Here is a 23686-nt window from a genome sequence, read left to right as displayed (position 1 = left end):
GTCAGCGGCAGTCGTCGAGATACCACACGCCCGTGGTGATCATGACCGGGTTGTCGGTGCCGTTGGTGCCGTACCAGAGCGCGCTGCCGAGTTCGGGCAGGAAGATCGCGTCGGGCGCGGGCTTGCCCGCCGACGGGATGTCGTCCGGATAGGCCATCAGGCGGCCGCTCTTCTCCTCGAAGAAGAAGACCATCAGGCCGTCCTCCAGCGCGGTGTCCGCGTCGGGAATGGCGTAGACGTTGCTGTAGCCGTTGGAGGCGGTCAGGGAGAAGTTGAACGGCCCGTCATGACCCTCGATGGAGATCTCGATGCCGAGATCGGAATGGGCGGTCGGCTCGGCCAGCGGGTTCATGAGCAGCATGGCGTCGTCGGCGAAGCCCATCTTGTAGATGCCGTCCTCGGCCGCGCATTCCAGCGCAAGCGCTCCGCCGGCCGGAGCCGAGAGACACAGAAGCGCGCCCGCCAGCGCCATTCGCGCGAAGGCCGGTGCGGCGTTGACGCCATTCGTTCGAGCCATGCTGTTCTCCCCCATCGCTGGTGCGCGCCGTCGGCGACGCGGCTTCAATTCGGAGCGGCGCCCGGCTCCTGACCGGAAAAGTCCAGACGGAGCTGCGGATCGACCTCGCCGTCATAATCGGCGTCAACCTCGAAGCGTTCAAGCACAAAGCCGTCGTCGCGGAAGATCCAGACCGCCTCGTCATAGGCGTCGCCGAGGCCGCGCCAGTAGGCATGCGCGGTCAGGCGCCTCGTTTCCGGGTCGAAGCGCCCGTTGGTGACGGAGAGCGAGGCGCCGTAGCCGGTCACGGTGACGGAACGGACCGGCGAATCGTAGTCCTCGGTCTCGTTTTCCACCGCGACGGAGGGGCGCGCGAAGCTCACAGGTTCGAAATAGTCGCCGCGGTCGCGCAGGAAGACCGTGCGCACATTGTAGGCGCCGGCGTCGCAGAAGAACTCGAACAGCACCGCCTGTTCGGGCGGGTCGCCCGCACTCGCCCAACTGGCCTCGTAGGTGAATTCGTAGCGGCGCGGCATCGGGCCGCCTTCGTCCTCCAACAGGCCCACCGTCTCCGCATAGGGGCGGCAATCGCCGTTGAAGGCGGCGTCGAAATAGGCGATGGCGCCGGCCTGCGTTCCCGCCTGCGCGACGGCCGCGCTTGCGAAGAGAACGCCCGAAAAGACCGCCGCGCGGGCGCACGACAATCGGACCCACGTCCCTGAAAACGCACGAAAATCGACGTAATTGAGCCAAAATTGCAACGATTTCATTCTGTAATATTCCGTTAGGTGAAGACGAAGAGGATCTTCATCGCATCGTTTTTTCAAGAGGACGACCCATGATTTCGATACGGACTTTCGCGCTCGCGACCTGCATGACCGCCTCCCTTGCCATGCCCGGCCTCGCCGCCGACGACAGTGCAGAGATGTCGGCCGGCGCACAACAGCAATTGCAACTTTCCGACCAGTTGATCGCGCTCGGCCGCGAACGCAAGGACGCGCTGCTGATCCTTGCCGGCGCGCATCTGCGCAACAACCTGACCAACGATGCGCTCGCCGAAGCCGGTTCCGTGCCCGACAAGGCCGACCTGATGCAGGAAGCCAAGGACTATGCGCAGGGCCGCAGCGACCTGATCGGCATCGCCGACGACATCGACGCCGCGAGTTCGCGCGGCTGCTACAACTGGAACGGCGGCACGGGCGCCTTCTCCTGCCCGCCGGGTTCGCAGTTCGCCAACTGACGCCTTTTCGGGGTTCGCCCCGGAACCACACTTCCGGTCCGACCAAAGCCTGCCAAACGCCGCACCCGCCTCCCGGCCGGTGCGGCGTTTGCACGCGTGCGGCTGCCATCTCGCCGGGACCTCCTCACTGGCGGGAAAGGAATTTCCACCACCACAGCATGCAAAGATCTGACTACTACAACGTGTAGTTTTAAACACGCGATACGTGTGAGATAATGCGCATGTGAGATGTCTCTTTTGCTCTCCTCAATCTGCGCAACATGGGAGACCTCTCTCGCTTCGGCGCCTGACATGGCGCCGAATTCGCAGCGCGATGGGCAAGGCGCTGCCTGTGTCGAAACAGGAGGAAGCAATGAAAAGGACTTTCCTGAGCAGACTTGCCGGATCCGCTGCAATCATCGGTTTGCTGACGGCATCCACTCCCGCGGCCATGGCCATCGATCTCGGCGTCTCCCTTGGAGACACCAATGTCAGCGCTTCGGTCGGCGGCGGTCGCGGCAGCGGCCTTGATGCCGGAGTATCCGCCTCGGTGGGCGGCAACAACGGGGTCAATGCCGACGTTTCAGCCTCACTCGGCGGCGGACGCGGTGTCGATGCGAATGTCGATGCTTCCGTCGGCGGTGGCGTCGGCGCGACGGCGGGCGTCTCACTGGGTGGCGGCGACGGCATCGGTGTCGATATCGGCGTCGGAATTGGCGGCGGCAACGGTGGAGGCGGCGGCGGATCCGGCGGTGGCGGTGGTTCCGGCGGCGGCGGTGGTGCGGGCGGTGGCGGCGCCCAGGTCGCCGATGCCTACAACAGCATGTCGGGAGGCGACCAGGCCCGCATCCGCAAGACCTGCCGCCAAGTGCTGGCACGCAGCGCGGGATACGAGGCCGACATGGTCCGCTTCTGCCGCCTGCTGAAGCAGCTTCGCTAAGTCAAACCGCGTTGGGACGAGGCCGGAAGGCTTCGCCCCTCCCCTTCACGATCATGCCCGGCCTTTCGACCCGCCGGCAAGAATATCGCGGACATCCTCGTCCGGTCGGGGCTCGAATGAACGCAAGTGATGGTCGGCATTGTCCAGATAGAGACGGCCGCATTCGGTGCACTGCCAGGCGGTGCGCGCCATGTCGTTCAGAAGCACGCGCAGGCGCATGCAGGCCGCCTCGCGCTGGCGCGGCGTGTCGCTCGTCTCGACCGCTTCGTCGATCGCGTCGGCGAGTTCGTTCCAGCGGCGATCCGGGATGACGTGCCCCTTGTGGGCGAGACCGTCGGTGCCGTCATGGATGACGTGGCCGCATTCACAGTGGATCTTCATGAACCGCCTCCTCCGCGCTGTATGTCCGCAGCATGCCCGCTCGGGCGCGGTCAGGACAAGCGGGCGGTGACGGTTCGGGTGCGCAGCGTGCGGAAAACGAAGGCCGCGATGAAGATGCCCGTCAGGATCAGGATGATGGTGGGCGCGGGCGCGCTGTCGAGCCAGAAGCTGGCATAGACGCCGCCGGTGGTGGCGACCAGCGTGACGGCGACGGCGACCGCCAGCATGCGACCGAAGCTGCGGGTGACGAGATAGGCGATCGCGCCGGGCGCGATCAGAAGGCCGATGGCGAGGATCAGGCCGACCGCCTTGAGCGTGGCGACGATGGTCAGCGAGAGGATGGCGAGCAGGCCGTAATGGAAGACGGCGACCGGCAGGCCGGAGGCTTTGGCCTGCGCCGGATCGAAGGAATGCAGGAGCAGGTCCTTCCATTTCAACAGGATCGCGCCGGACACGAAGAGCGAGATCAGCCCGGCGGTCCACAGGTCGGCCGGGCCGACGCCGAGCATGTTGCCGAACAGGATGTGGTCGAGATGCACGGCGGTCTGGATCTTGGTGTAGAGCACCATGCCGAAGCCGAACATGCCGGAATAGACGATGCCGAGCACCGTATCCTGCTTGACGCGGCTGTTCTGCTGCAGGAAGCCCGCGCCGAGCGAACAGACCATGCCGGCGGCGAAGGCGCCGATGACGAGCGGGATGTTGGCTATATAGGCAATGACGATGCCGGGCAGGACCGCGTGGCTGATCGCGTCGCCCATCAGCGCCCAGCCCTTCAGCACGAGATAGCAGGAGAGCAGCGCGGTCGGCACGGCGATGATGAGCGAGATCCAGAAGGCGTTCTGCATGAAGGCGAACTGGAAGGGCATGAGGGCCTGCTCGATCATGCGTCGGCCTCCTCCAGAAGCGCCTCGGCCGCGCGGCGGCGGGCGGCCAGCATGCCGTGCTTGGGCGCGAAGACGAAGGTGGCGAGGAAGATCAGCGTCTGCAGCGTGATGATGACCCCGCCCGTCGCGCCGTCGAGGAAGAAGCTCAGATAGGCGCCGACGAAGCTGGTGCCCGCGCCGATGGCGACGCTGAGCGTCAGCAGCCGCGGGAAGCGATCCGTCAGGAGATAGGCCGTGGCCCCGGGCGTCACCACCATGGCGATGACGAGGAACGCGCCGACGGTCTGCAGCGCGGCGACGCAGGAGGCCGACAGGAGGGTGAAGAAGACCACCTTGAGCAGGCCGGTGCGAAGCCCGATGGAGCGGGCGTGGCTCTCGTCGAAGAAGGTGACCATCAGGTCCTTCCACTTGGCCAGAAGCACGGCGAGCGAGACGAAGCCGATGATCGCCAGTTGCAGGGTGTCCTCGGGTGTGATCGCCAGGATGTTGCCGAGCGTGATGGTCTTGATGTCGACCGAAGTGGGCGAGACCGACACCATGAACAGGCCGAGGCCGAAAAAGGAGGTGAAGATCAGCCCGATGATCGTGTCCACCTTCAGGCCGGAGCGTTCGTTGAGGAACAGCATGGTGCCCGCAGCTAGGCCGCCGGCGATGAAGGCGCCGAGCGCGAAGGGCAGGCCCAGCATGTAGGCGCCGGCGACGCCCGGCACGATGGAATGGCTGAGCGCGTCGCCGATGAGCGACCAGCCCTTGAGCATGAGATAGGCCGACAGGAAGGCGCAGACCCCGCCGACCAGCGCGCTGACCCACATGGCGTTGGTCATGTAGCCATAGGCGAAGGGCTCGAGCAGGACCGACACGCTCACTGCTCCCCCGTGTCCAGCGGGTTCGGATCGGCGCGCTGCGTCTTCTCGTCATAGATGACCAGCGGGCGCTCGTCGTCGGTGAAGATCTTCACCTGACGGCGGTCGTCGTCGTCGTGCAGGTCCTGTCCGCCGAGGACGAAGTGGCGCAGCACGCCGCCGAAGGCGCGTTCGAGGTTTTCGGCGGTGAAGGTGGTGGGCGTCGGGCCATAGGCCAGAACCGTGCCCTTGATCAGGACCGTGCGGTCGCAGAATTCCGGCACCGAGCCGAGATTGTGGGTCGAGACCAGCATGACGCGGCCCTCGTCGCGCAGGTCGCGCAGGAGCGTCACGATCGCGTCCTCGGTCTTGACGTCGACGCCGGTGAAGGGCTCGTCGAGCAGGATGACGCGGCCGTCCTGGGCGAGCGCCCGGGCGAGGAAGACACGCTTCTTCTGGCCGCCCGACAATTCGCCGATCTGGCGGTGGCGGAACTCCGACATGCCGACGCGCTCCAGCGCCTGATCGACCGCGGCGCGGTCGTTCGCCGTCGGGATGCGGAGAAAGTTCATGTGGCCGTAGCGGCCCATCATCACCACGTCCTCGACCAGGACGGGAAAGCTCCAGTCGACCTCCTCGGCCTGCGGCACATAGGCGACGAGATTGCGCTTCAGCGCCTCCCGCACGGTCTGGTCGAGCACCCGGATCTCGCCGCGCGCGGTCGGCACGAAGCCCATGATCGCCTTGAACAGGGTGGACTTGCCCGACCCGTTGACGCCGACAAGGGCGGCGATGGTGCCGGTGGGGATCTCGAAGGAGGCGTCGCGCAGCGCGGTGTGGCCGTTGCGATAGGTGACCGTGATGTCGCGGACGGTGATGCCGGCGGAGGTTTCCTGCTGCATGTCGCTCTAGCGTTTCCTGTCGGGGGCCGCCGCGCGGCGGTGCGAATTTCGGGCCGCGTCGGACATGGCGATCAGTTGACCGTCCCGGCGAGGCTCTTGGCGACCGTCTCCGACGTGACGCGCAGGAGGTCGAGATAGGTCGGCACCGGGCCGTCGGCCTCGGTCAAAGAGTCCACGTAGAGCATGCCGCCATATTTCGCGCCGGTCTCGCGGGCGACCTGCTTGGCCGGATCGTTGTTGACCGTGCTCTCGCAGAAGACGACCGGGATGTCGTGTTGCTTCACGCCGTCGATGACCTTGCGCACCTGTTGCGGCGTGCCGGTCTGGTCGGCGTTCATCGGCCAGAGATAGAGCTCCTTGAGGCCGAAATCGCGGGCCAGATAGCTGAAGGCGCCCTCGCAGGTGACGAGCCAGCGCTTGTCCTCAGGCACGGTCGCGATCATCGCCTTCAGCGGCTCGATCGCCTCGCGGATCTGCTGCTTGTAGGCCTCCGCATTGGCCTTGTAGGTCTCCGCGTGGTCCGGATCGTGCTCGACGAAGGCGTCGCGGATGTTGTCCACATAGACCTGCGCGCTTTCCAGCGCCATCCAGGCATGCGGGTTGGGCTTGCCCTCGTAGGAGCCCTCCGCGATCGAGATCGGCTCGATGCCGTCGGTGAGCGTGGCTGCCGGGACGTTTCTGAGATTGGCGAAGAACTGCTCGAACCACAGTTCGAGGTTCATTCCGTTCCACAAGACGAGATCGGCGTTCTGGGCGCGCAGGATGTCGCGCGGCGTCGGATCGTAGCCGTGGATCTCCGCGCCGGGCTTGGTGATCGATTCCACCACCGCAGCGTCTCCGGCGACGTTCTGCGCCATGTCGGCGATCACGGTGAAGGTGGTCACGGCCTTGAACTTGTCGGCGGCCGCCGAAACGCCGCTCGCCGCCAGCAGGACAGCGCCGCCGAGCAGCATGGATTTCAGGAATTTCGAGATCATCTCGCGGTCTCCATTCTCATTTTTTAATGCTTATGCAAAGCATTCGCAAGAGTCAAGTTAGATGCGAATCATTCGCAACAAAGGAGGGAAAGGACATGGAAAGGCCCGGCGTGTAGGCTGGCGGCAACCGGCTTACGCAACGAAAGGGAGGCAGCGATGCGAAAACTGCAAAGCCAGGGCGTTCACCACATCACCCTCGTGGGCGCGGACCGCCGCACGTCGATCGATTTCTGGGAGGGGCTGCTGGGCATGCCCTTCGTCTTCGAGCAGCCCAATCTCGACAATGAGGGCGAAAGCCACCTCTATTTCGATCCGGGCGACGGGCGGCTGATCACGATCTTCACCGACGAGAGCCGCACGCCCGAACCGAGCCGCACGCCAACGGACATCGGCTGCGTGCACCATCTGGCGCTGTCGATTTCGCAGGCGACCTTCTGGCAATGCGTCGAGCGGCTCGACGAGCGCGGCATCAAGCACAGCGGGCCGAAGGATCGCGGCTTCATGGACTCGATCTATTTCAACGACCCGCTCGGCTTCCTGATCGAACTGGCGTCCTACCGCTTCGAGCCGCCTTTCGGCGTGTCGCACGGCCAGGTCATGCTGGAGGCGCACCGGCTGCGGGTCGCGCGCGGCGACCACCACATCGACCGAATCCACCTCGCCGACGCGATCGAGGCGCTGACGGCCAGGAGCTTCGACAGCCTGTCGTCCGACCGGAGCCCGAAGGACCCCTATTCCGGCTGATCAGGTCGGACGCCGGACGATGTGATTGTCCCAGGACAGGCGCGTCGTGCGCCCGTCGAGCCAGCCCTTGCCGGTGGACAGGAAGAAGCCGCCGGGCTTGGCCGCGGCACCGCAGACATCGGCCAGGTCGTGCCGCGCGATCACCGCGCCGTCCGCGCAGCCGATCTCGAAGGCGACATTGCCCTGCGGCGAGGTGAAGACCACGGAGCCGGCCGCCTCGTTGGCGGCGACCGAGCCGATATAGCCGCGCATAAGGCGCAGATCCTCTTCCGGCATGTCGACGAGCCGAACGTCGCCATCCGGCGACACGGACCCTGCCAGCGGCAGCAGCGCGTGGATGTCGCCCTGGTTCTGGGTGGCGAACCAGACGGTGCCGTCGGCGGTCATCGCCAGATGGCGGATGGAGAGCTTGTGCATGGCCTGCGGCAGTTCGTGCCGGGCCGACACGGAAAGGTCGGCAAGGTCGATCAGCGCCAGGTTCGGCTTCATCGTCGCCAGGTTGAGAACCGTGCGGCCGTAGTCCGGATGGGTTTCCAGGCCGCCATTGGCGATCAGCATGGACCGTCCGCCGGGCAGCACCACCATGTCGTGCGGGCCGATGCCGCCGGAATCGAACTCGCCGATGCGGCGGAAACCGTCGGTGGCGTCATAGACGCTGATCACGCCGCGGGCGTTGTCGTAGTCGTTTTCGGTGACATAGAGCAGGCGGCCGTCGGCCGAAAAGCAGCCGTGGCCGTAGAAATGCCGGCCCTCGGGCGCGTGGATGATCAGCGGCTCGGCGTTGCGGGCGAGATCGATGACGGCGGCGAAGGTGCCCGGGCGGCGGGCGAAGACCACCAGACGGCGGCCGCTCGGATCGAACTCGGCGTCATGGCCGCGCTGCGGCAGGGCGTAGCGGTGGACGACCTCGCCGGCCTCGGTCAGAAGCGCGACGCCGAACCCCTCGTATCCGTCCATATAGGCCGAGGCGTAGACCGCGTCGGCGTTGGCGAGTGCGGCGGCCGCGCGGGGGGCGAGGCTTGCCGCAAAGGCGCCGCCCGCCGCCTTGAGCAGCGCGCGGCGGTCGATCAGTCCGGTTCGCGAGAAAAGGCGCATCAGTCACCGTCCAGGGAGGAAAAGCCGACGGAGAGGCCGAGCGTGGCGGTCAATTGCTGGCCGAACAGGCTTTGCAGGCTCTGCGTCAGGATGATCACGTAATTGAGGTCGCCGGCGCGCTCCTCGTCGGCCAGGATGTCGGCGACCGGCATCTGCAGGCGCGACAGTGTCGCCTCGGCATTGTTGAACTCGAAGGCGATGGAGTTCGCCTGCCAGCGCGCGTCCTCGGGCAGGAGGTCGGCGATGCCGGCGGCGTTGAAATAGGCGCGCAGCGCCTCCAGGCCGGCGCCGACGAACTGCACGCTCAGATCGGAACGCCAGAACAGCGCCCGCTTGGGATTGGCGTCGCCGTCGCCTGGCGCGACGGGTTTCAGACGCTGGTCGCGGATGATCTCGAAGGCCTCCGACGGGATGGAGAGGAGCTCGCTGACGACCTCCTCGCCATTGCGGAACATCGCATTGTCCGGGCCGGGATGCGACCATGCCGCGGCGAAGCCCTGCGGATCGGCCCAGGCCGTGTCCAGCTCCTGCGCGATGGCGTGGATGTTCTCGCTGACCGCGGCGGCAAAGCCGCATCGATGCGCCGCGCCGGTTCCGGCCAGCGCGTCCGACCCGGTGCCGAACAGCAGGTATTCCAGCGCCGTGAAGCCCTGCAACGCGACGCTCTTGGCGGGCAGGTTGGCGGCGTCGAGCACGGTCTCGTCTTCCTGCGCGATCGCGCCCTGCACCTGGCGCAGCGCGATGCCGCGGCGATCCGGCCAGAACAGGAGCCGCTCGAGGCGGTTGTCCTGGATGAGCGGACCGATGCGCAGGAACTCGACGCCGGCGAAGGCAAGCGCGCTGTCGCGGAAGGCGTCGCGCGCGGCCTGCAGCGAGCCCGCGCCGGGCGTTTCGCACAAAGCCCCGACCGCGCCGGCCGTCTTACCGGCGGTGGCGGCGAAATTCGCAAAGCCCGGCCGGATGAAGCCATCGACGAGATTTTCGACCGAAGCGGCGGCCTGCGCCTCGTCGATCGTCAGGGTTTGCGCGGCGGCCGGGCTGGCGACCAGCATGGCGAGACCGGCGATTGCGGCGGCAAGTTTACGCATCAAAGCGACTCCAGAAAGCGGATCAGGGCGGCGCGGTCCGCCTTTTCCAATGCGGCGAAAGCATCGCGGGAGGACTGTGCCTCGCCGCCATGCCAGAGGATCGCCTCGGTCAGGTTGCGGGCACGCCCGTCATGCAGAAAGAAGGTATGGCCGTTGACGGTTTCCGTCAGGCCGATGCCCCACAAGGGCGCGGTGCGCCATTCGCGGCCGTTCGCGACGCCGACCTGCTGGCCGTCGGCGAGCCCCTCGCCCATGTCGTGCAGCAGGAAATCGGAATAGGGCCAGATGAGCTGGAAGGCGAGCTGCTCGATCGCGGCGTCGCGGCTGGTGACGAATTTCGGCTGGTGGCACGACGTGCAGCCTAGCGCATAGAAGATTTCCTTGCCGCGCAGGACCTGCGGGTCCGACACGTCGCGGCGCGCCGGGACGGCGAGGTTTTCCGAATAGAAGGTCACCAGGTCGAGCACCGGATCGGGGGCTTCTGTGTCGCCCAGGCGCGGCTGGACGCCCGTCGGCAATCGGGTGCAATCGGTCTGCACGACCGTGCAGTCGCCATGGGCGGCCGGCGTGTCGGGGGTCGAGATGCCGATGTCGTCGGTGAAGGCATGCGCGCTCTGGATGCGGATGGTCGGATTCTGCGCCTTCCAGCCGAAGCGGCCGAGCGCCAGGGGGGCGTCGGGCGCGCTGCGCACCAGTTGCGGGCGGCCGGAAATGCCGTCGCCATCCGCGTCGTCGGGATCGGCGCGTGCAACGATGTCAGCCGGCTCGATCGCCTCGACGAGACCGAGGCCGATCATCTGCGGGGTCACCCGCGGCGACAGGGTGGTCGCGGGGTGGAGCGGCCCGTAGCCGAGATCGTCGACCGAATAGGCGGGCTTGCGCAACGACACGACCTCGCCGTCGCCCAGCGTGACCGGCGTTTCCTCGTAGGCGATGCGCATGTGGCCCTCGGCCAGGAGACCGGGCACCGCGAGATCCTGAAGCTGGCCGCCATAGACCGGGTCGGGGAAGTTCAGCGCCAGATGGTCGATCAGCGCCTGGCGCTCAGCGTCGGTTTCGGCCGGCCTGGCGAGGCGCAGGAACATCGAGGTGGCGTCGGCATCGCCTTCCGGCGGATGGCCGCGGCCGTCCTTGAGGTGGCAGCTCTGGCAGGAGCGCGCGTTGAACAGCGGACCGAGCCCGTCGGAGGCCTGCGTCGAGGACGGCGAGGACACCCAGAGCTTGCGGAACAGCGCGTTGCCGAGCTTGAAATCGCGCTCCTGCTCGAAGGTCAGATTGGCGGAGAACTGGGAAAAGGCGTCGCGATTGACCTTCTTGCGCGAGGTCGCCGCGCCGCCCTGCATCAGTTCGAAGGGCTCGGCCCTGGAAAAATCCGTCGTCGGGGCCGTGACGGCCTCGACGCGGGTCAGATCCTCATGCGTCAGATCGGCGCGAACCGCGGGAAACGCGCCGCCGGGCGCGTCGCCCGCAAGCGCCGCACCCGCGCTGAGCGCAATCAGGATCGCGAGGGCCGCATTATTCGGCCTCGTCGGCACTCGTCGCATTCAACAGTCCGTATCTCTCCTCGCCGATCTTCTCCAGGAGCTCGAGCTGGGTTTCGAGGAAGTCGATGTGACCCTCCTCGTCCGTCAGAAGCTCTTCGAAGAGGTGCATCGTGACGTAGTCTTCCTCTTCGCGGCAGATCTCGCGCGACAGCTTGTAGGAGGTGCGGGCGTCATATTCGCCGGCAAGGTCGGCTTCCAGCACTTCCTTGACGGTCTGCCCGATGCGCATCGGGGCGACGGTCTGGAGGTTGGGATGGCCTTCCAGGAAGATGATGCGCTCGACCAGCTTGTCGGCGTGCTGCATCTCCTCGATCGATTCGGCGCGTTCCTTCTTGGCGAGCTTCCCGTAGCCCCAGTCATCCAGCAGACGGTAGTGAAGCCAATACTGGTTGACTGCGCCCAGTTCGAGAAAAAGCGCCTCGTTCAGACGTTCGATAACCTTTTGATTGCCCTTCATCTATCCACTCCTGTTCAGATTCGGTCGGCCCGGCGGCAGCCGGACAAGCCCTACTCGCAACAGGTCCGGCTATCAAGCCGCAGTGCGCCGCAACCTGGCCTGGCGGGCGATCATCCGTGCCGTCTCGCAGCGTTCGTGCTCGGCCCGGATCTTCTGGATGAAGGGGATGATCTTGTCGTCGGGCGTCTCGATCTCGCGGTGATAGCGCTCGGTGACGTCCACGATGATCGAAATCACGTTCGGAAAACAGCCGCAGCAGCGGCCGCGCTTCTTCATGGCGTGATAGACGACGCCCGGCGTGATCAACTGCCAGGCGTCCTCGACGAGGAGGCCGGTGATGACCTCCTCGATGTCCTTGCGCATGATGACGTTGCAGCTGCAAACGATCATGGTCGTGAAGCCCTTACTGGAAAACCGCTCCGGGATCGTCGAGGCTGTCGGAGCCCTCGAATTCTATCGCATCGAGCTCGAGCAGCGCAACGGCCCTTTCGATGGAACGGGTCTGATCGACCAGACCGTCGATGGCGGCCTGAACGACGGCGTTGCCCTCTTCATTGCCCTCGCCGATCATCTGGTCGTAGGACTCCACCGTGTCGGCGCGCTGCGACATGACGGTCATCGCGTCGATCGTGGTCTGCAGCTTGGCCTTCAGCTCGGCGTCGAGATCGGCGTCCTTGGCGGCGACGAGCTCGGCGAGCGACGGACCGGAGACGACCGAGCCGTCAACGCGCTTGTAGGAGCCCAGATAGACGTTCTGGATGCCGACGGCGTCGTAGAGATGCGACTTGTCGGTGTTGTCGGAGAAGCAGTCATGCTCCTCTTCCGGATCGTGCAGCAGCAGGCCGAGCTTCATGCGCTCGCCGGCCAGTTCGCCGTAGGAGAGCGAACCCATGCCGGTCAGCATCGCCGACAGGCCGGCAGCCGGATCGGCAGTCAGTTCGGCGCGCGCGTCACCGCCTTCTTTCCAGTTGGCGACCATTTCCTCCAGATCGGAGACCAGCAGGTCGGACGCGGCGGCGAGATATTCGGCGCGACGGTCGCAATTGCCGTTGGTGCATTCGCTGGTCGAGAAATCCGTCCACGACCGGTTGCCGGCGCCCTCGCCGGTGCCGTTCAGGTCCTGGCCCCAGAGCAGGAATTCGATGGCATGGTAGCCGGTGGCGACATTGGCTTCGATGTCGCCGGCTTCCTGCAGCGTGCCGGACAGGAACTCCGGCGTGATCGCGGACGCATCGACCTCTTCGCCGTTGATGACGATGGTCGGGTTGGCGATGACATTGGCGGTGTAGAGGCTGTTCTCGTCGCTCTCGACGCCATAGGAAGCGTCGACATAGTCGATCAGGCCCTCGTCCAGCGGCCAGGCGTTGACGCGGCCTTCCCAGTCATCGACGATCGCGTTGCCGAAACGGTAGGCCTCGGTCTGCTGGTAGGGCACGCGCGAGGCGAGCCAGGCGTCCTTGGCAGCCTGCAGGGCGTCAGCCGACGGCGCCTCGATGAAGGCGTCCACGGCCTCGTCCAGCGCCTTGGCGGTGGCCAGCGAGTCTTCGTACTTGGCGAGCGCGATGTCGGCATATGTCTTCACGACAGCCTCCGGCGTGACGTCGGCGGCCAGGGCCGGCGCCGAAACCGCGCCGGCGAGCGCCATGCCCGCCAAGAATGTGGTCGTTCGCAATGCGATCATTGTTCCTCTCCGGATCTTTCTTTTCAATGCAAGGTTGGTGCAGGTTTCACGTCACGCCACGCCCGGCGCGAACGCTCCAGAATGTCCCGCACCACCGGTGCGGGGATGGGAAGCAGGGTCTTGTCGAGACCGCGCAGGACCAGCGCGAAGCTGCCGGCCGCCAGCGCCACTTCGTCGCAGCGCGTCGCGCAGCTCAGTTCCGTCAGGCAGAGCCCGACGACTTCGTCGTCCTGGTTCTGGATGCCGGCGATGAGCCCCATGACCAGAACCTCGTCGCGGCAGATATGGCGCGAGCCGGTTTCGAAGGTCTTCAGCGGGCAGGACGCGCAACGCCCGAGGGCACCGACGAATTCCGACAGCGCCTGGACGGCGGCGGCCGAAGCGCGCGTGCCGAGAAGGCCGGAATAGAGGTCGATCGCGCGCTGCCAGGCCGCTTCATCGGCCGTCGCGACGCCATAACTCCAGTTGCGATAGCCCTCGAGCACGAGGCGCTCGGGAGGCCGCGCGAAATAGGCGGCGGAGTTCCCGTTCTGGCAATCGAAGCGGTCGTACACGGATCGGCTCGCGGCTTTCAAAGCTGATAGTTGGTGTCAGGTTTATGCCGCAGCCGAAAACTTGTGTCAAACACTCTAGTTTTTAACGATTCTAAAGAAATGGGCCGGACGGGCCCGGCGGCCTTCACTCCGCGTCGGGCTGCCTGGACGGATGCGCCTCGGCGAAGGCGGGGAGCGCCTCGCAGGCCTCGTGGATGGCGCGGATGCGGGGCATGTCGGTCAGATCGACCTTGAAGCGATGCGCGGAGAAGACCTGCGGCACGAGGCAGATGTCGGCCAGCCCCGGCTGTTCGCCGAAACAGAAGGTCGACGGCGTCTCCTGCTTGCGCAGCATCGCCTCGCAGGCCGCCAGGCCGTCGCCGATCCAGCGCTGGCACCAGCGTTCGACGCCGTCCTGGTCCTCGTCGTAATTCTCGCGCAGATATTGCAGGACGCGGAGGTTCTGGAGGGGGTGGATGTCGCAGGCGATGATGTCGGCGAACGCGCGCACGCGGGCGCGGTCGTCGGGGCTGGCAGGCAGGAAGGCGGGGTCCGGATAGCTCTCGTCGAGCCATTCCAGGATCGCCATGGACTGGCCGATCGCAAGGTCGCCCGCCTCCAGCGTCGGCACCAGCATCTGCGGGTTGAGGGCGCGGTAGCCCGCCTGTTTCTGCTGGCCGCCGTCCTTCAGCAGGTGCACGGGCACGAATTCGTAGCCGACCGCCTTCAGATTGAAGGCGATGCGGCAGCGATAGGACGAGGAAGAGCGGAAATAGCCGTGGAAACGGAGCATGGGTCCCCCAATGCGTCGCGGGTCAGAGGCCGAGGCCGCCGATGCAGACATATTTGGTGTCGAGATATTCGTTGATGCCTTCCTTGCCGCCTTCGGAACCGAGGCCCGATTCCTTGGCACCGCCGAAGGGCGCTTCCGGCGTGGTGATGACGCCCTCGTTGACCCCGACGAGGCCGTAATTCAGCTGCTCCATCACGCGGAAGGACTGGCCGAGATCGCGGGTGTAGAAGTAGCAGGCCAGGCCGTATTCGGTGTCGTTGGCGAGCGCGATCGCCTCTTCCTCGGTCTCGAAGCGGAAGATCGGCGAGACCGGGCCGAAGATCTCCTCGCGCGAGAACCGCATCTCGGCGGTCGCGTTGGAGATGACGGTCGGCTGGAAGAAGGTCTGGCCGAGTTCGTGGCGGTTGCCGCCGGACAAGACCGTGCCGCCCTTGGCGACGGCGTCGGCGATCAGTTCCTCGACCTTTTCCACAGCCGCCATGTCGATGAGCGGACCCTGCTGCGTCCCCTCCTGCGTGCCCGGGCCGACCTTCAGGGCTTCGGACTTGCGGGCCAGTTTCTCGGCGAATTCGTCATAGACGCCGGCCTGCACGTAGAAGCGGTTGGTGCAGACGCAGGTCTGGCCGGAGTTGCGGTATTTGGCGGCGACGGCGCCTTCCACCGCGCGGTCGATGTCGGCCGAATCGAAGATCAGGAAGGGCGCGTTGCCGCCCAGTTCCATCGACACCTTCTTGACCGTGTCGGCGCACTGCTTGAGCAGCAGCTTGCCGATCTCGGTGGAGCCAGTGAAGGTGATCTTCTTGACCGCCGGATTGGAGGTGAGTTCGCCGCCGATCTCGGAGGCCGAGCCGGTGACGATGTTCATCACGCCGGCCGGCAGGCCCGCCATCTCGGCGATGACGCCCCAGGCGAGGCCCGAATAGGGCGTCTGCGAGGCGGGCTTGATGACGGCGGTGCAGCCGGCGGCGATCGCCGGACCGATCTTGCGCGCCAGCATGGAGGACGGGAAATTCCACGGCGTGATCGCGCCGACCACGCCGACCGGCTCCTTGCGCACCAGGATGCGGCGGTCGGCCCAGGGCGACGGCACGATGTCGCCATAGACGCGGCGGCCTTCCTCGGCGAACCAGAGGATGTAGTTGGCGCCGATGACGATCTCGCCCTTCGCCTCGGCCAGCGGCTTGCCTTGTTCGCGGGTCAGGAGTTCCGCCAGTTCGTCGGCATTCTCGATCATCACGTCATGCATGCGCCGCAGGATCGCGGCGCGCTCGGCGGCCGTGGTGCGGGAGAAGCTCTCGAAGGCGGCGGAGGCCGCGGCGATGGCGCGCGCGGTTTCGGCCTGCCCGGATTTGGGCACCGTGCCGATCACCGCGCCGGTGGCCGGATCGGTGACGGTCAGCGTGTTGCCCGAATCGGCTTCGACCCACTGTCCGCCGATCAGGTTGGCCTCTTTCATGAAAGCGCTGGTCTTGGTGAGCATCCCTTGGTCCTCCAGGTGGCGGCGCGGCCTAATTGGTGTTTTCACGCGTGGTCTGCACCAGCGTCGACGTCGGGTCAATGCGGGTCGCGAGGCGGTGGCCGGAACGAGCCGGCCACGCCCGGATCAGCTCCTGACGATCATCACGGAGGCGGTGGTGTGCCGCGTCACGCCCTCGGCATTCGGACCGATCAGGAGATCGACCAGTTCGGGCCGGTGCGACGCCATGACGATCAGGTCGCAGTCGTTTTCTTTGGCCGCGCGCACGATCTCGCGGAAGATCTGCCCGACGGCGACATGGCGCGTCACCTCGACGCCCGGCATCTCGCGCGCGACGAGTTCGGCCAGCCGCTTGGAGGCGTTTTCGACGAGCTTCGCCTCGTAGTCCTTCGGGAAGTACTGCATCACCGTGGGGTTGCGGATGTCCTGCTCGACGGTGACGACATGCAGGCTCGCAGCGAAGGTCTCGGCCATCTTCAGCGCGACCGGGAACGCCTTTTCCCACGAACTCTCATGCTCCAGATCGACCGGCACCATGATGGATTTGTAGATCGTCATATTCTCCCCCTGCGGACCACGGCCCTGTTCTCGGTTTCGGACGGATGCGCGACCGGCATCGCCGACGAAGCGTAGCATGGCGAGGCCTGCCCGCGGGAGGAGGCAAAGCGTCTCGCGGCTGCGACATTCAGCGCTTCGCGGCGAGCAGGCCGAGCAGCACCGGGAGGATGGCGATCAGGAACAGGATGCGGAAGACGTGATGCGTGGCGACGTAGACGGGATCGTAGCCGAGCGCCAGCGCCATGGACGACATCCCCTCGACGCCGCCGGGCGCGAACGACACCCAGACCTGGCCGAAGGGCAGGCCGAGCGTGAACGACACCAGCCAGGCGCCCGCCATCGCGATCGCCACTGCGACGCTGGTGGAGACGACGCCGGCCAGCCCCAGGCGCTTGACCTCGGCGAGCGTGATGCCGGCGAAGCGCGCCCCGATCATCGTGCCGGTGACGGCGAAGCCGAAGAAGGTGAGCGGATCGGCGAAGCGGCCGGAGACGAGGCCCGCACCATGGGCGAAGCCCGAGACGAGGAGGCCGGCCATGATGATCGGCGCGGGGACGCGCAGCCGCGTGAAGAGCTGGCCGAGGCCGAAGGTGAGGACCAGCAGGACAGCGGCCGCGGGATAGGTGAGATGCTCCAGCGGGGCGCGGCCGCCCCCCTCGCCGGCGTTTTCGGCATAGCCGATCACGGGCGGCAGCAGCATGGTGATCAGGAAGAGACGGAGGCTCTGCAGGACGGTGACGAAACGCAGGTCTGCGTCGCGATCGTTGGCGAGCGCCAGCGCGTAGGACAGGGCGCCCGGCGCGGTCGCCATCATCGCGGTCGGCAGGTCGGCCCGGAACAGGCGCTTCAACAGGAAACCGCAGATCAGCATCACCATCAGCATGGTCAGCGCCAGCATGGCGATGGACAGCGGCCAGTGGGCGAGCTCGGACCAGATGTCGGGCGTGACGCCGGACCCGAGCGTGACCGCGATGACGCACAGGCCGATATCGCGCAACGGGGCCGGAAGCGCCGGCTGCAGCCGCGCCATGGAGGCCAGCGTCACTGCGAAGGTGCTGCCGAGCAGCGCGGCGGCCGGCAATTCGAGGATATGCGCGATCGACGCGCCGGCGAAACCGGCCAGAAGCGCGATGGCCGTACGCCGCCAATCGAAACCCGCCATGCGCTCCTTCCTGCCAAACCGAACCGTGAATGTTCGGTCTCTATCAGAGGGAGATCGTCTCGCGCTACCGCGCGCGACCCGGAATGCTCACAAAACGGATCTGCGAAGGCCGGCGCGCATGTGCGCCGCGCGTCAGGGCTTGGAGAAGGCGCACATATGCGCCGAGCGGGCGCCGGAACGGCAATAGGCGAGCACCACGCCGTCCGATTCCGACAGGGCCTTGCGCATGGCGGCCACCATGTCGGCGGTCACGCCGCCATGGCCGACCGGGATGTAGTGGAAGGCGATGCCGTGCTTTTCGGCCTCGGCGCGAATCTGGTCGGAGGAAGGCTGGCCCCACCCCTCGTTGTCCGGGCGGTTGCAGATGATCGTCTTGCAGCCCTCCGCAGCGAGGGCCTCGACGTTGTCCGGCTTGATCTGGCCGGCGACGAAGACGCCGTTGTCCACCGGGCGCATGCCGTAAGGCAGGTTGCTCATCTCTGCGAACTCCTTTTTTCCTCGTAATATACATTTTTCGGCATGTGTTGAGCAAGTCCGTCATTCACCCCCGAAGCTTCGGTTGATAGTCGCCGCCCGGCATTTCGCCAGCCAGCCGAAGCCTCTATGATTCTGCCGATGAGCCACCCCCGGATACACCGCCTCGACGAGACGATCGTCAACCAGATCGCCGCGGGCGAGGTTATCGAACGCCCGGCCAATGTCGTCAAGGAACTGGTCGAGAACGCGCTCGACGCCGGCGCGGACCGCATCGAGATCCTGACCGGCGGCGGCGGCAAGACGCTGATCCGCGTCACCGACAACGGGTCGGGCATGAGCGCCGGGGAACTGCCCCTGTCGATCGCGCGCCACTGCACCTCCAAGATCGACCGCGACCTGGAAGCCATCGCCACGCTCGGCTTTCGCGGCGAGGCGCTGCCGTCGATCGGCTCGGTGTCGCGGCTCGTCATCCGGTCGCGGCGGCGCGAGGACGGCGAGTCCAACGAGATCGTCGTCGATGGCGGGGCGATCGCCGGTCCGCGGCCGGCGCCCGGCAATCCGGGCACGATGGTGGAGGTCACCGGCCTGTTTCGCAACGTGCCGGCGCGGCTGAAATTCCTGAAGTCCGACCGCGCCGAGGCAAACGCGATCTCCGAGACGGTGCGGCGCATCGCGATGGCGCGCCCGGACGTGTCGTTCACGCTCGCCGGCTCCGACCGCAGCACGCTGGACCTGCCCGCGACCGGCACGGACCCGCAGGCGCTGATCGCCCGGATCGCGCAGATCCTCGGCCGCGATTTCCAGGACAATTGCGTGGCGATCGCCGGCGACAAGGAAGGCGTGCGCGTGCTGGGCTTTGCCGGGCTGCCGTCCTTCAACCGCGCGTCGGCGAGCCACCAGTTCGTGCATGTGAACGGCCGGCCCGTGCGTGACCGGCAACTGACCGGCGCGCTGCGCGGCGCCTATTCCGACATGCTCGCCCGCGACCGGCACGCCGTCTGCGCGATCTTCATCGAGGTCGATCCGCGGCTCGTCGATGTCAATGTCCATCCGGCCAAGGCGGAAGTGCGCTTCCGCGATCCGGGCCTGGTGCGCGCGCTGACGATCTCCGCGATCCGCCGTGCGCTGGCCGAGGAAGGGGTGCGCGCCTCGACATCGGCGGCCGAGGCGATGACGGCCGCCTTCCGGCCCGGTTATTCGACGCACGGCGCGCCGCAACACCACGGCGGCGCAGCGGCCCCGTCGGTCAACCGGCCGCTCGATTTCGCGCCCGGCATGGCCGAGAAGCGACAATCGGATTTCGCCGGTTTCACGCCGTCGGCCGCGATCGCGGAGCCGGCCATGGCGGCCCCGGAGACCGAACCGGCGGCGGACCATCCGCTGGGCGCGGCACGGGCGCAGATCCACGAGAACTACATCGTCGCGCAGACCGCCGACAGCCTGGTGATCGTCGACCAGCACGCCGCCCATGAGCGGCTGGTGTTCGAGGCGCTGAAGGACGCGCTGTCGCGGCGCACCCTGCCCTCGCAGATGCTGCTGGTGCCCGACATCGTCGACCTGCCGGTGGAGGATGTCGAGCGGCTGGTGGCCGAGCACGAGACGCTGGCGCGGTTCGGGCTGGAGATCGAGCGGTTCGGGCCGGGTGCGGTCGCGGTGCGCGCGACGCCGGCCATGCTCGGCGAGGTGGACGCGCAGGGCCTGATGCGCGATCTCGCCGACGACCTTGCCGACGGCAACGGCGCGCTGCGCATCCGCGACAATATCGAGAAGGTCGCCTCGACCATGGCGTGCCACGGGTCGGTGCGCTCCGGCCGGCGCATGCGCGCCGAGGAGATGAACGCGCTTCTTCGGCAGATGGAGGCGACGCCCGGATCGGGCACCTGCAACCATGGCCGGCCGACCTTCATCGAGCTGAAACTGACCGATATCGAGCGGCTTTTCGGCCGCCGGTAAGCTTACGGCGTTGACGTTTACGTCATTTTGTGGCGCTAAGGGCGCATGAACATTTTCGACATGGCAAACGCGTCGGAAGCCAAGCTTCGCTATCTGGACGCCGACTATCAGGTGCTCTCGCCCGGAGCCTTCGTGCGTTGCGCCGTCACCGGCAAGCCGATCCCGCTCGACGAACTGAAATACTGGAGCGTCGCGCGCCAGGAAGCCTATGCCGACGCCGAGACCTCGCTGAAGCGCGAGCTCGAATTCATGCAGCGCGGCTGACACCCGACCTTTTCAGACTTTTCGATTGCGTGCCTTGCCGGCGAGCGGGGCCTGAACCGCTTCAGCCGGTGATGCGGCGCTTGTGGTAGCGTTTCGCGACGTCTTCGATCAGAGAGGCGAGCACCACCTGGTTCTCGAAGACGAGGTCGACGGGGAGCGCCTTGCTGATCGCGCGCAGTTCCGCCACGGGGCCTTCCAGCCGGGTCAGGCGCACGATGTCCTTCTCGGTCGTCACGGGCACAAGGTTTTCGGCGCGGGCCATGGCGAGCAGTTCCGCGGCTTCCCCTTCGGTGAAGACGTGGTGGTCGCCGAAACTGCGTTTCGCGCCGATCGTGTAACCGGCCGCGGTCAGCGTTTCGTAGAATTTCGACGGGTCGGCGATGCCCGAATAGGCCAGCACGGACCGGCCCTCCAGCCCTTCCAGCGGCTCGGGCACGAAGTCGGCGCGCAGGATCGGCTTGGCGGCGCGCGAGGCGGCTCGGACCACGGCGATGCCGCCCGGTCCGTCCCCGATCCTGAGCAGGGCGTCGGCGTGGCGCATCTGGTCGATCAACGGCGCGCGTAGCGGCCCGGCGGGGATGACCGCGCCGTTGCCGATGCCGCGGCGGGCGTCGAGCGCGATCAGGGCGTAGTCGAAATGCACGCGCCGGCTCTGGAACCCGTCATCCATGATCATGAAGTCGATGCCGCGATCAACAAGATACTGCGCCCCGGCGGCGCGGTTGTGCGCGACCACCGTCGGCGCCACGCGGGCAAGCAGCAGGGGCTCGTCGCCGACCGCCATGGCCGTGTCGGCCTCCAGATCGACCATGTGCGGCCCGGCATGCGAACCGCCGTAACCGCGTGTGAGAAAGCCCGGAGAATAGCCCGCCGCGCGCACCGCCTTGGCCATGGCGATCGCGGTCGGGGTCTTGCCGGAGCCGCCGACTGTCAGGTTTCCGATGCACAGGACCGGCGCCATCACCGCGGGCGGGCGGGCCCTGTCCATGCGCCAGCGCGCCACCGCGCCGTAGAGCCAGCTCACCGGCGCAAGCGCGTAGCGCCCGAAGCTTCGCTGCTGATACCAGAAAGGCGGCGCCTCACTTCCAGCCAAGAGCGCTCCTTCCCGGATGTCCCGGCCCAGCGGCGCCGAGCGCATGGTGCGACTTCGATCCCTCACCGCGCAGGGCGGCCTGGACGCGCAGGGGGTGGATGTAGGGGTCGAGCGCCTGCCACGTCCGGTCGAGCGCGCCGCCCATCTCGGCCACGACGCGCGCGCCGGCCCGGCCCATCGCCTCGCAGGCCTTGGGCTGCGACAGGAGATGGTGCACCATCTTGGCCAGCGCCGTCTCGTCGTCGACGAGGCGCGCGGCGCGGGCGTCGACCAGGCGCTGATAGGCTTCGGTGAAGGCGGAGACGTGCGGGCCGCTGAGGACGGCGGTGCCGAGCATGGCCGGCTCCAGCGGGTTCTGACCGCCCTCGCCCAACAGCGACTTGCCGACGAAGGCGATGTCGGTCAGCCGCAGATAGAGGCCCATCTCGCCGATCGTGTCGCCGAGATAGATGTCCGTCTTCGGCGTCACCGGCTCGCGCAGGCTGCGGCATGTCACGGTGAGGCCCCGTTCCTCCAGCGTGCGGCGCAGCGCGGTGGCCCTGCTGGGATGGCGCGGGACGACGATGGTGATCAGGTCGGGCCTGAATTTCTGCAGTGCCTTGTGGACGCGCGCGGCGACGACCTCCTCGCCCTCATGGGTGGAGATCGCGGCCCAGCGGGGCCGGTTGCCGATCGCGATCGCCAGGCGGCGCAGCTCGCGCTCGTCGACCGGCGGCATGTCGACATCGGCCTTCAGATTGCCGGTGACGGTCACAGGTCGCGCGCCGAGCGCGCTGAAGCGCTCGCCGTCCATCTCCGTCTGCACCGCCACATGCGACAGGTGCTCGAACAGGGATTCGGCGACCGCCATGCGCTTGGCCCAGCGCTTGTAGGAGCGGTCCGACATGCGGCCGTTGATGAGCACCTGCGGGATGCGCCGCGCGCCGAGTTCCAGGATCGTCATCGGCCAGAGTTCGGATTCCGCGAAGATCGCGAGATCCGGACGCCAGTGGTCGAGGAAGCGGCTGACGGCCGGCTTCAGGTCGAGCGGCACATATTGGTGCAGCATGTCCGGCCCGAGACGGTCACGCGCGAAATTCGCCGAGGTGACGGTGCCGGTGGTGAGGATCACGTTGATGCCGAGCGCGCGGATGCGCTCGATCAGCGCGGCCACGGCCCCGGTCTCGCCGACGCTCGCCGCATGGATCCAGATCATCGGACCGTCGGGACGGCTCAGCGTGCTGCGGCCGTAGCGCTCGCGCCGGCGGCCGCGCTCCTCCTTGCCGCGCGACAGGCGCACGGCGACATAGGTGCCCATGAAGGGATAGATCGCCGCGCCGAGCCAGCGATAGGTCTGCAACGCGGTCCTGGCCCAAAGCTCGCTCATGCGTCGGCGTCCACGATCGCATGGGCCTCGTCGAGGACCCGGTTGAGTTCGTCCTGCAGGGTCAGCCGGCAGCGCTCCATGGTTTCGTCATCCGCGTCGGCGGCCACCGCGATCGGATCGCCGAAACAGAAGGCGGCACGACCGAAGGGCAGATTGAGAACCGCCTTGTCCCATGATTTCTGAAAAACACGGCGGCGTGACGACGCATAGGCGACCGGCACGATCGGCGCGCCGGACAGGCGGGCGACCGAGACGATTCCCATGCCGGCCTTGCGCGGCGTGCCATGCGGAATGTCGGCCATCATGAAGACGGACTGCCCGGCCCTGATGTGCTTGCGCAGTTCAAGGACGCCGCGAATGGCGCCCTTCTCGACCGCCCGGCCGGCACTGCGTCCGCCGGAGGCGCGCACGGTGCTGAAACCGAGCCGCTCGATGATGCGGGCATTGAGCTCGGCGTCGCGGCTGCGCGACACCATCGCGACCGAAGGCTGGCCGTTGCGCGTGAACAGGGGCGCCATGAAATGCTGGCCGTGCCAGCAGGTCACGATCACCGGGCCCTCGTCCTGCATGATATGGTCGGCGCGCTGCTCGTCGAATTCAACAAGGCGGTTGGTCCGCTGGACGAAGAGCACCCAGGCCACGAACAGGCGCGACACCAAATCCGTCGCGAAGTCGGACTCGGTCAACGGCTTTCGGATTTTCCTCCATATCCGTTTTGTCAGACGCGGGCTGGGCCGTTTTGCCGGCTTCGTGGTCT

At 66.8% G+C, this 23686-nt stretch carries 27 protein-coding genes; 5 read left to right on the top strand and 22 right to left on the bottom strand.

The features are described from left to right. Position 1: 1 nt before the first annotated feature. Positions 2-517 (bottom strand): hypothetical protein, encoded by a 516-nt coding sequence (locus tag MRY80_RS26325; protein WP_293294736.1) that lies wholly within the window; start codon positions 515-517, stop codon positions 2-4. A 44-nt stretch (positions 518-561) separates the two neighbouring features. Continuing rightward, positions 562-1266: a hypothetical protein gene (locus MRY80_RS26320; protein WP_293294735.1), complete on the bottom strand. Its 705-nt coding sequence runs from the start codon at positions 1264-1266 to the stop codon at positions 562-564. A 68-nt stretch (positions 1267-1334) separates the two neighbouring features. On the opposite strand from MRY80_RS26320, the gene MRY80_RS26315 reads away from it, so the two are divergent. Beyond that, positions 1335-1736 (top strand): hypothetical protein, encoded by a 402-nt coding sequence (locus MRY80_RS26315; RefSeq protein WP_293294734.1) that lies wholly within the window; start codon positions 1335-1337, stop codon positions 1734-1736. A gap of 352 nt (positions 1737-2088) precedes the next feature. Beyond that, positions 2089-2655 carry a hypothetical protein gene (locus tag MRY80_RS26310; protein ID WP_293294732.1) on the top strand — a complete coding sequence of 189 codons (567 nt, stop codon included), beginning with the start codon at positions 2089-2091 and terminating at the stop codon, positions 2653-2655. 51 nt (positions 2656-2706) lie between these two features. Here MRY80_RS26310 and MRY80_RS26305 read toward each other — a convergent pair whose 3' ends face one another. From MRY80_RS26305 to MRY80_RS26285, 5 genes are all read right to left on the bottom strand, one after another. After that, the gene (locus MRY80_RS26305) at positions 2707-3036 is read right to left on the bottom strand and encodes a hypothetical protein (RefSeq protein ID WP_293294730.1); all 330 of its coding nucleotides are present in this window, start codon (positions 3034-3036) and stop codon (positions 2707-2709) included. Between the two features lie 50 nt (positions 3037-3086). Then, complete coding sequence (locus MRY80_RS26300) at positions 3087-3923, bottom strand: metal ABC transporter permease (RefSeq protein ID WP_293294728.1); 837 nt, start codon at positions 3921-3923, stop codon at positions 3087-3089. Beyond that, a complete protein-coding gene (locus MRY80_RS26295) occupies positions 3920-4747 on the bottom strand; it encodes a metal ABC transporter permease (RefSeq protein ID WP_293294932.1) in 828 nt (275 codons plus the stop codon). Before MRY80_RS26295 ends, MRY80_RS26300 begins: the two co-directional genes overlap by 4 nt. Positions 4748-4785: 38 nt before the next feature. Then, positions 4786-5667, bottom strand: a complete 882-nt coding sequence (locus MRY80_RS26290; protein ID WP_293294726.1) for a manganese/iron ABC transporter ATP-binding protein — start codon at positions 5665-5667, stop codon at positions 4786-4788. A 71-nt stretch (positions 5668-5738) separates the two neighbouring features. Beyond that, the gene (locus MRY80_RS26285) at positions 5739-6620 is read right to left on the bottom strand and encodes a metal ABC transporter substrate-binding protein (protein ID WP_293294930.1); all 882 of its coding nucleotides are present in this window, start codon (positions 6618-6620) and stop codon (positions 5739-5741) included. 180 nt (positions 6621-6800) lie between these two features. On the opposite strand from MRY80_RS26285, the gene MRY80_RS26280 reads away from it, so the two are divergent. Next, the gene (locus MRY80_RS26280; RefSeq protein ID WP_293294724.1) at positions 6801-7388 is read left to right on the top strand and encodes a VOC family protein; all 588 of its coding nucleotides are present in this window, start codon (positions 6801-6803) and stop codon (positions 7386-7388) included. On the opposite strand, the gene MRY80_RS26275 is transcribed toward MRY80_RS26280, so the two are convergent. From MRY80_RS26275 to MRY80_RS26220, 12 genes are all read right to left on the bottom strand, one after another. After that, a complete protein-coding gene (locus tag MRY80_RS26275; protein WP_293294722.1) occupies positions 7389-8483 on the bottom strand; it encodes a DUF1513 domain-containing protein in 1095 nt (364 codons plus the stop codon). Then, positions 8483-9571 (bottom strand): imelysin family protein, encoded by a 1089-nt coding sequence (locus tag MRY80_RS26270; RefSeq protein ID WP_293294720.1) that lies wholly within the window; start codon positions 9569-9571, stop codon positions 8483-8485. Before MRY80_RS26270 ends, MRY80_RS26275 begins: the two co-directional genes overlap by 1 nt. After that, positions 9571-11115 carry a di-heme oxidoredictase family protein gene (locus MRY80_RS26265; RefSeq protein WP_293294719.1) on the bottom strand — a complete coding sequence of 515 codons (1545 nt, stop codon included), beginning with the start codon at positions 11113-11115 and terminating at the stop codon, positions 9571-9573. Before MRY80_RS26265 ends, MRY80_RS26270 begins: the two co-directional genes overlap by 1 nt. After that, positions 11087-11572, bottom strand: coding sequence for a bacterioferritin (bfr, locus tag MRY80_RS26260; protein ID WP_293294718.1), 486 nt, complete (start codon positions 11570-11572; stop codon positions 11087-11089). The genes MRY80_RS26265 and bfr overlap by 29 nt, the downstream gene beginning before the upstream one ends. A gap of 72 nt (positions 11573-11644) precedes the next feature. Then, a complete protein-coding gene (locus MRY80_RS26255) occupies positions 11645-11962 on the bottom strand; it encodes a (2Fe-2S)-binding protein (RefSeq protein ID WP_293294717.1) in 318 nt (105 codons plus the stop codon). Positions 11963-11975: 13 nt separating this feature from the next. Beyond that, positions 11976-13253, bottom strand: a complete 1278-nt coding sequence (locus tag MRY80_RS26250; protein ID WP_293294695.1) for an imelysin family protein — start codon at positions 13251-13253, stop codon at positions 11976-11978. 23 nt (positions 13254-13276) lie between these two features. Continuing rightward, positions 13277-13807, bottom strand: coding sequence for a hypothetical protein (locus MRY80_RS26245; protein ID WP_293294694.1), 531 nt, complete (start codon positions 13805-13807; stop codon positions 13277-13279). A 124-nt stretch (positions 13808-13931) separates the two neighbouring features. Then, complete coding sequence (gene maiA, locus MRY80_RS26240) at positions 13932-14579, bottom strand: maleylacetoacetate isomerase (protein WP_293294692.1); 648 nt, start codon at positions 14577-14579, stop codon at positions 13932-13934. A gap of 22 nt (positions 14580-14601) precedes the next feature. After that, positions 14602-16059 (bottom strand): NAD-dependent succinate-semialdehyde dehydrogenase, encoded by a 1458-nt coding sequence (locus MRY80_RS26235; protein WP_293294690.1) that lies wholly within the window; start codon positions 16057-16059, stop codon positions 14602-14604. Between the two features lie 123 nt (positions 16060-16182). Further along, on the bottom strand, positions 16183-16614 hold the full coding sequence (locus tag MRY80_RS26230) for a universal stress protein (RefSeq protein ID WP_293294688.1): 432 nt from the start codon (positions 16612-16614) through the stop codon (positions 16183-16185). Between the two features lie 127 nt (positions 16615-16741). Beyond that, on the bottom strand, positions 16742-17776 hold the full coding sequence (locus MRY80_RS26225) for an AbrB family transcriptional regulator (protein ID WP_293294686.1): 1035 nt from the start codon (positions 17774-17776) through the stop codon (positions 16742-16744). Positions 17777-17908: 132 nt separating this feature from the next. Further along, positions 17909-18253 (bottom strand): TIGR01244 family sulfur transferase, encoded by a 345-nt coding sequence (locus MRY80_RS26220; protein ID WP_293294684.1) that lies wholly within the window; start codon positions 18251-18253, stop codon positions 17909-17911. A 138-nt stretch (positions 18254-18391) separates the two neighbouring features. Between MRY80_RS26220 and mutL the strand changes: the two genes are divergently transcribed. Both mutL and MRY80_RS26210 read left to right on the top strand, forming a co-directional pair. Continuing rightward, positions 18392-20206, top strand: coding sequence for a DNA mismatch repair endonuclease MutL (gene mutL, locus MRY80_RS26215; RefSeq protein ID WP_293294682.1), 1815 nt, complete (start codon positions 18392-18394; stop codon positions 20204-20206). Positions 20207-20251: 45 nt separating this feature from the next. Further along, entirely contained in the window at positions 20252-20470 is a 219-nt protein-coding gene (locus MRY80_RS26210; protein WP_293294680.1) for a DUF2093 domain-containing protein, read from the top strand. A 61-nt stretch (positions 20471-20531) separates the two neighbouring features. Here the strand turns inward: MRY80_RS26210 and lpxK are convergent, their stop codons facing one another. The 3 genes from lpxK to MRY80_RS26195 are packed head-to-tail and all read right to left on the bottom strand — an operon-like array spanning position 20532 to position 23615. Next, a complete protein-coding gene (gene lpxK, locus MRY80_RS26205; protein ID WP_293294678.1) occupies positions 20532-21563 on the bottom strand; it encodes a tetraacyldisaccharide 4'-kinase in 1032 nt (343 codons plus the stop codon). Continuing rightward, positions 21550-22929: a lipid IV(A) 3-deoxy-D-manno-octulosonic acid transferase gene (gene waaA, locus MRY80_RS26200; protein WP_293294676.1), complete on the bottom strand. Its 1380-nt coding sequence runs from the start codon at positions 22927-22929 to the stop codon at positions 21550-21552. Before waaA ends, lpxK begins: the two co-directional genes overlap by 14 nt. After that, positions 22926-23615: a lysophospholipid acyltransferase family protein gene (locus MRY80_RS26195; protein WP_293294674.1), complete on the bottom strand. Its 690-nt coding sequence runs from the start codon at positions 23613-23615 to the stop codon at positions 22926-22928. Before MRY80_RS26195 ends, waaA begins: the two co-directional genes overlap by 4 nt. Positions 23616-23686 lie beyond the last annotated feature (71 nt).

Origin of the sequence: Oricola sp., assembly GCF_022763245.1 — a bacterium.
Taxonomy (GTDB): domain Bacteria; phylum Pseudomonadota; class Alphaproteobacteria; order Rhizobiales; family Rhizobiaceae; genus Oricola.
Note: the sequence above shows the minus strand (reverse complement) of the source record. Positions and strands in the feature narration are given on the sequence as shown.

Bases quoted from the DNA above. Each gene is read 5' to 3' on its own strand.
- MRY80_RS26325 (WP_293294736.1), bottom strand. From the start codon at position 517: ATGGCTCGAACGAATGGCGTCAACGCCGCACCGGCCTTCGCGCGAATG.
- MRY80_RS26320 (WP_293294735.1), bottom strand. From the start codon at position 1,266: ATGAAATCGTTGCAATTTTGGCTCAATTACGTCGATTTTCGTGCGTTT.
- MRY80_RS26315 (WP_293294734.1), top strand. From the start codon at position 1,335: ATGATTTCGATACGGACTTTCGCGCTCGCGACCTGCATGACCGCCTCC.
- MRY80_RS26310 (WP_293294732.1), top strand. From the start codon at position 2,089: ATGAAAAGGACTTTCCTGAGCAGACTTGCCGGATCCGCTGCAATCATC.
- MRY80_RS26305 (WP_293294730.1), bottom strand. From the start codon at position 3,036: ATGAAGATCCACTGTGAATGCGGCCACGTCATCCATGACGGCACCGAC.
- MRY80_RS26300 (WP_293294728.1), bottom strand. From the start codon at position 3,923: ATGATCGAGCAGGCCCTCATGCCCTTCCAGTTCGCCTTCATGCAGAAC.
- MRY80_RS26295 (WP_293294932.1), bottom strand. From the start codon at position 4,747: ATGACCAACGCCATGTGGGTCAGCGCGCTGGTCGGCGGGGTCTGCGCC.
- MRY80_RS26290 (WP_293294726.1), bottom strand. From the start codon at position 5,667: ATGCAGCAGGAAACCTCCGCCGGCATCACCGTCCGCGACATCACGGTC.
- MRY80_RS26285 (WP_293294930.1), bottom strand. From the start codon at position 6,620: ATGCTGCTCGGCGGCGCTGTCCTGCTGGCGGCGAGCGGCGTTTCGGCG.
- MRY80_RS26280 (WP_293294724.1), top strand. From the start codon at position 6,801: ATGCGAAAACTGCAAAGCCAGGGCGTTCACCACATCACCCTCGTGGGC.
- MRY80_RS26275 (WP_293294722.1), bottom strand. From the start codon at position 8,483: ATGCGCCTTTTCTCGCGAACCGGACTGATCGACCGCCGCGCGCTGCTC.
- MRY80_RS26270 (WP_293294720.1), bottom strand. From the start codon at position 9,571: ATGCGTAAACTTGCCGCCGCAATCGCCGGTCTCGCCATGCTGGTCGCC.
- MRY80_RS26265 (WP_293294719.1), bottom strand. From the start codon at position 11,115: ATGCGACGAGTGCCGACGAGGCCGAATAATGCGGCCCTCGCGATCCTG.
- bfr (WP_293294718.1), bottom strand. From the start codon at position 11,572: ATGAAGGGCAATCAAAAGGTTATCGAACGTCTGAACGAGGCGCTTTTT.
- MRY80_RS26255 (WP_293294717.1), bottom strand. From the start codon at position 11,962: ATGATCGTTTGCAGCTGCAACGTCATCATGCGCAAGGACATCGAGGAG.
- MRY80_RS26250 (WP_293294695.1), bottom strand. From the start codon at position 13,253: ATGATCGCATTGCGAACGACCACATTCTTGGCGGGCATGGCGCTCGCC.
- maiA (WP_293294692.1), bottom strand. From the start codon at position 14,579: ATGCTCCGTTTCCACGGCTATTTCCGCTCTTCCTCGTCCTATCGCTGC.
- MRY80_RS26235 (WP_293294690.1), bottom strand. From the start codon at position 16,059: ATGCTCACCAAGACCAGCGCTTTCATGAAAGAGGCCAACCTGATCGGC.
- MRY80_RS26230 (WP_293294688.1), bottom strand. From the start codon at position 16,614: ATGACGATCTACAAATCCATCATGGTGCCGGTCGATCTGGAGCATGAG.
- MRY80_RS26225 (WP_293294686.1), bottom strand. From the start codon at position 17,776: ATGGCGGGTTTCGATTGGCGGCGTACGGCCATCGCGCTTCTGGCCGGT.
- MRY80_RS26220 (WP_293294684.1), bottom strand. From the start codon at position 18,253: ATGAGCAACCTGCCTTACGGCATGCGCCCGGTGGACAACGGCGTCTTC.
- mutL (WP_293294682.1), top strand. From the start codon at position 18,392: ATGAGCCACCCCCGGATACACCGCCTCGACGAGACGATCGTCAACCAG.
- MRY80_RS26210 (WP_293294680.1), top strand. From the start codon at position 20,252: ATGAACATTTTCGACATGGCAAACGCGTCGGAAGCCAAGCTTCGCTAT.
- waaA (WP_293294676.1), bottom strand. From the start codon at position 22,929: ATGAGCGAGCTTTGGGCCAGGACCGCGTTGCAGACCTATCGCTGGCTC.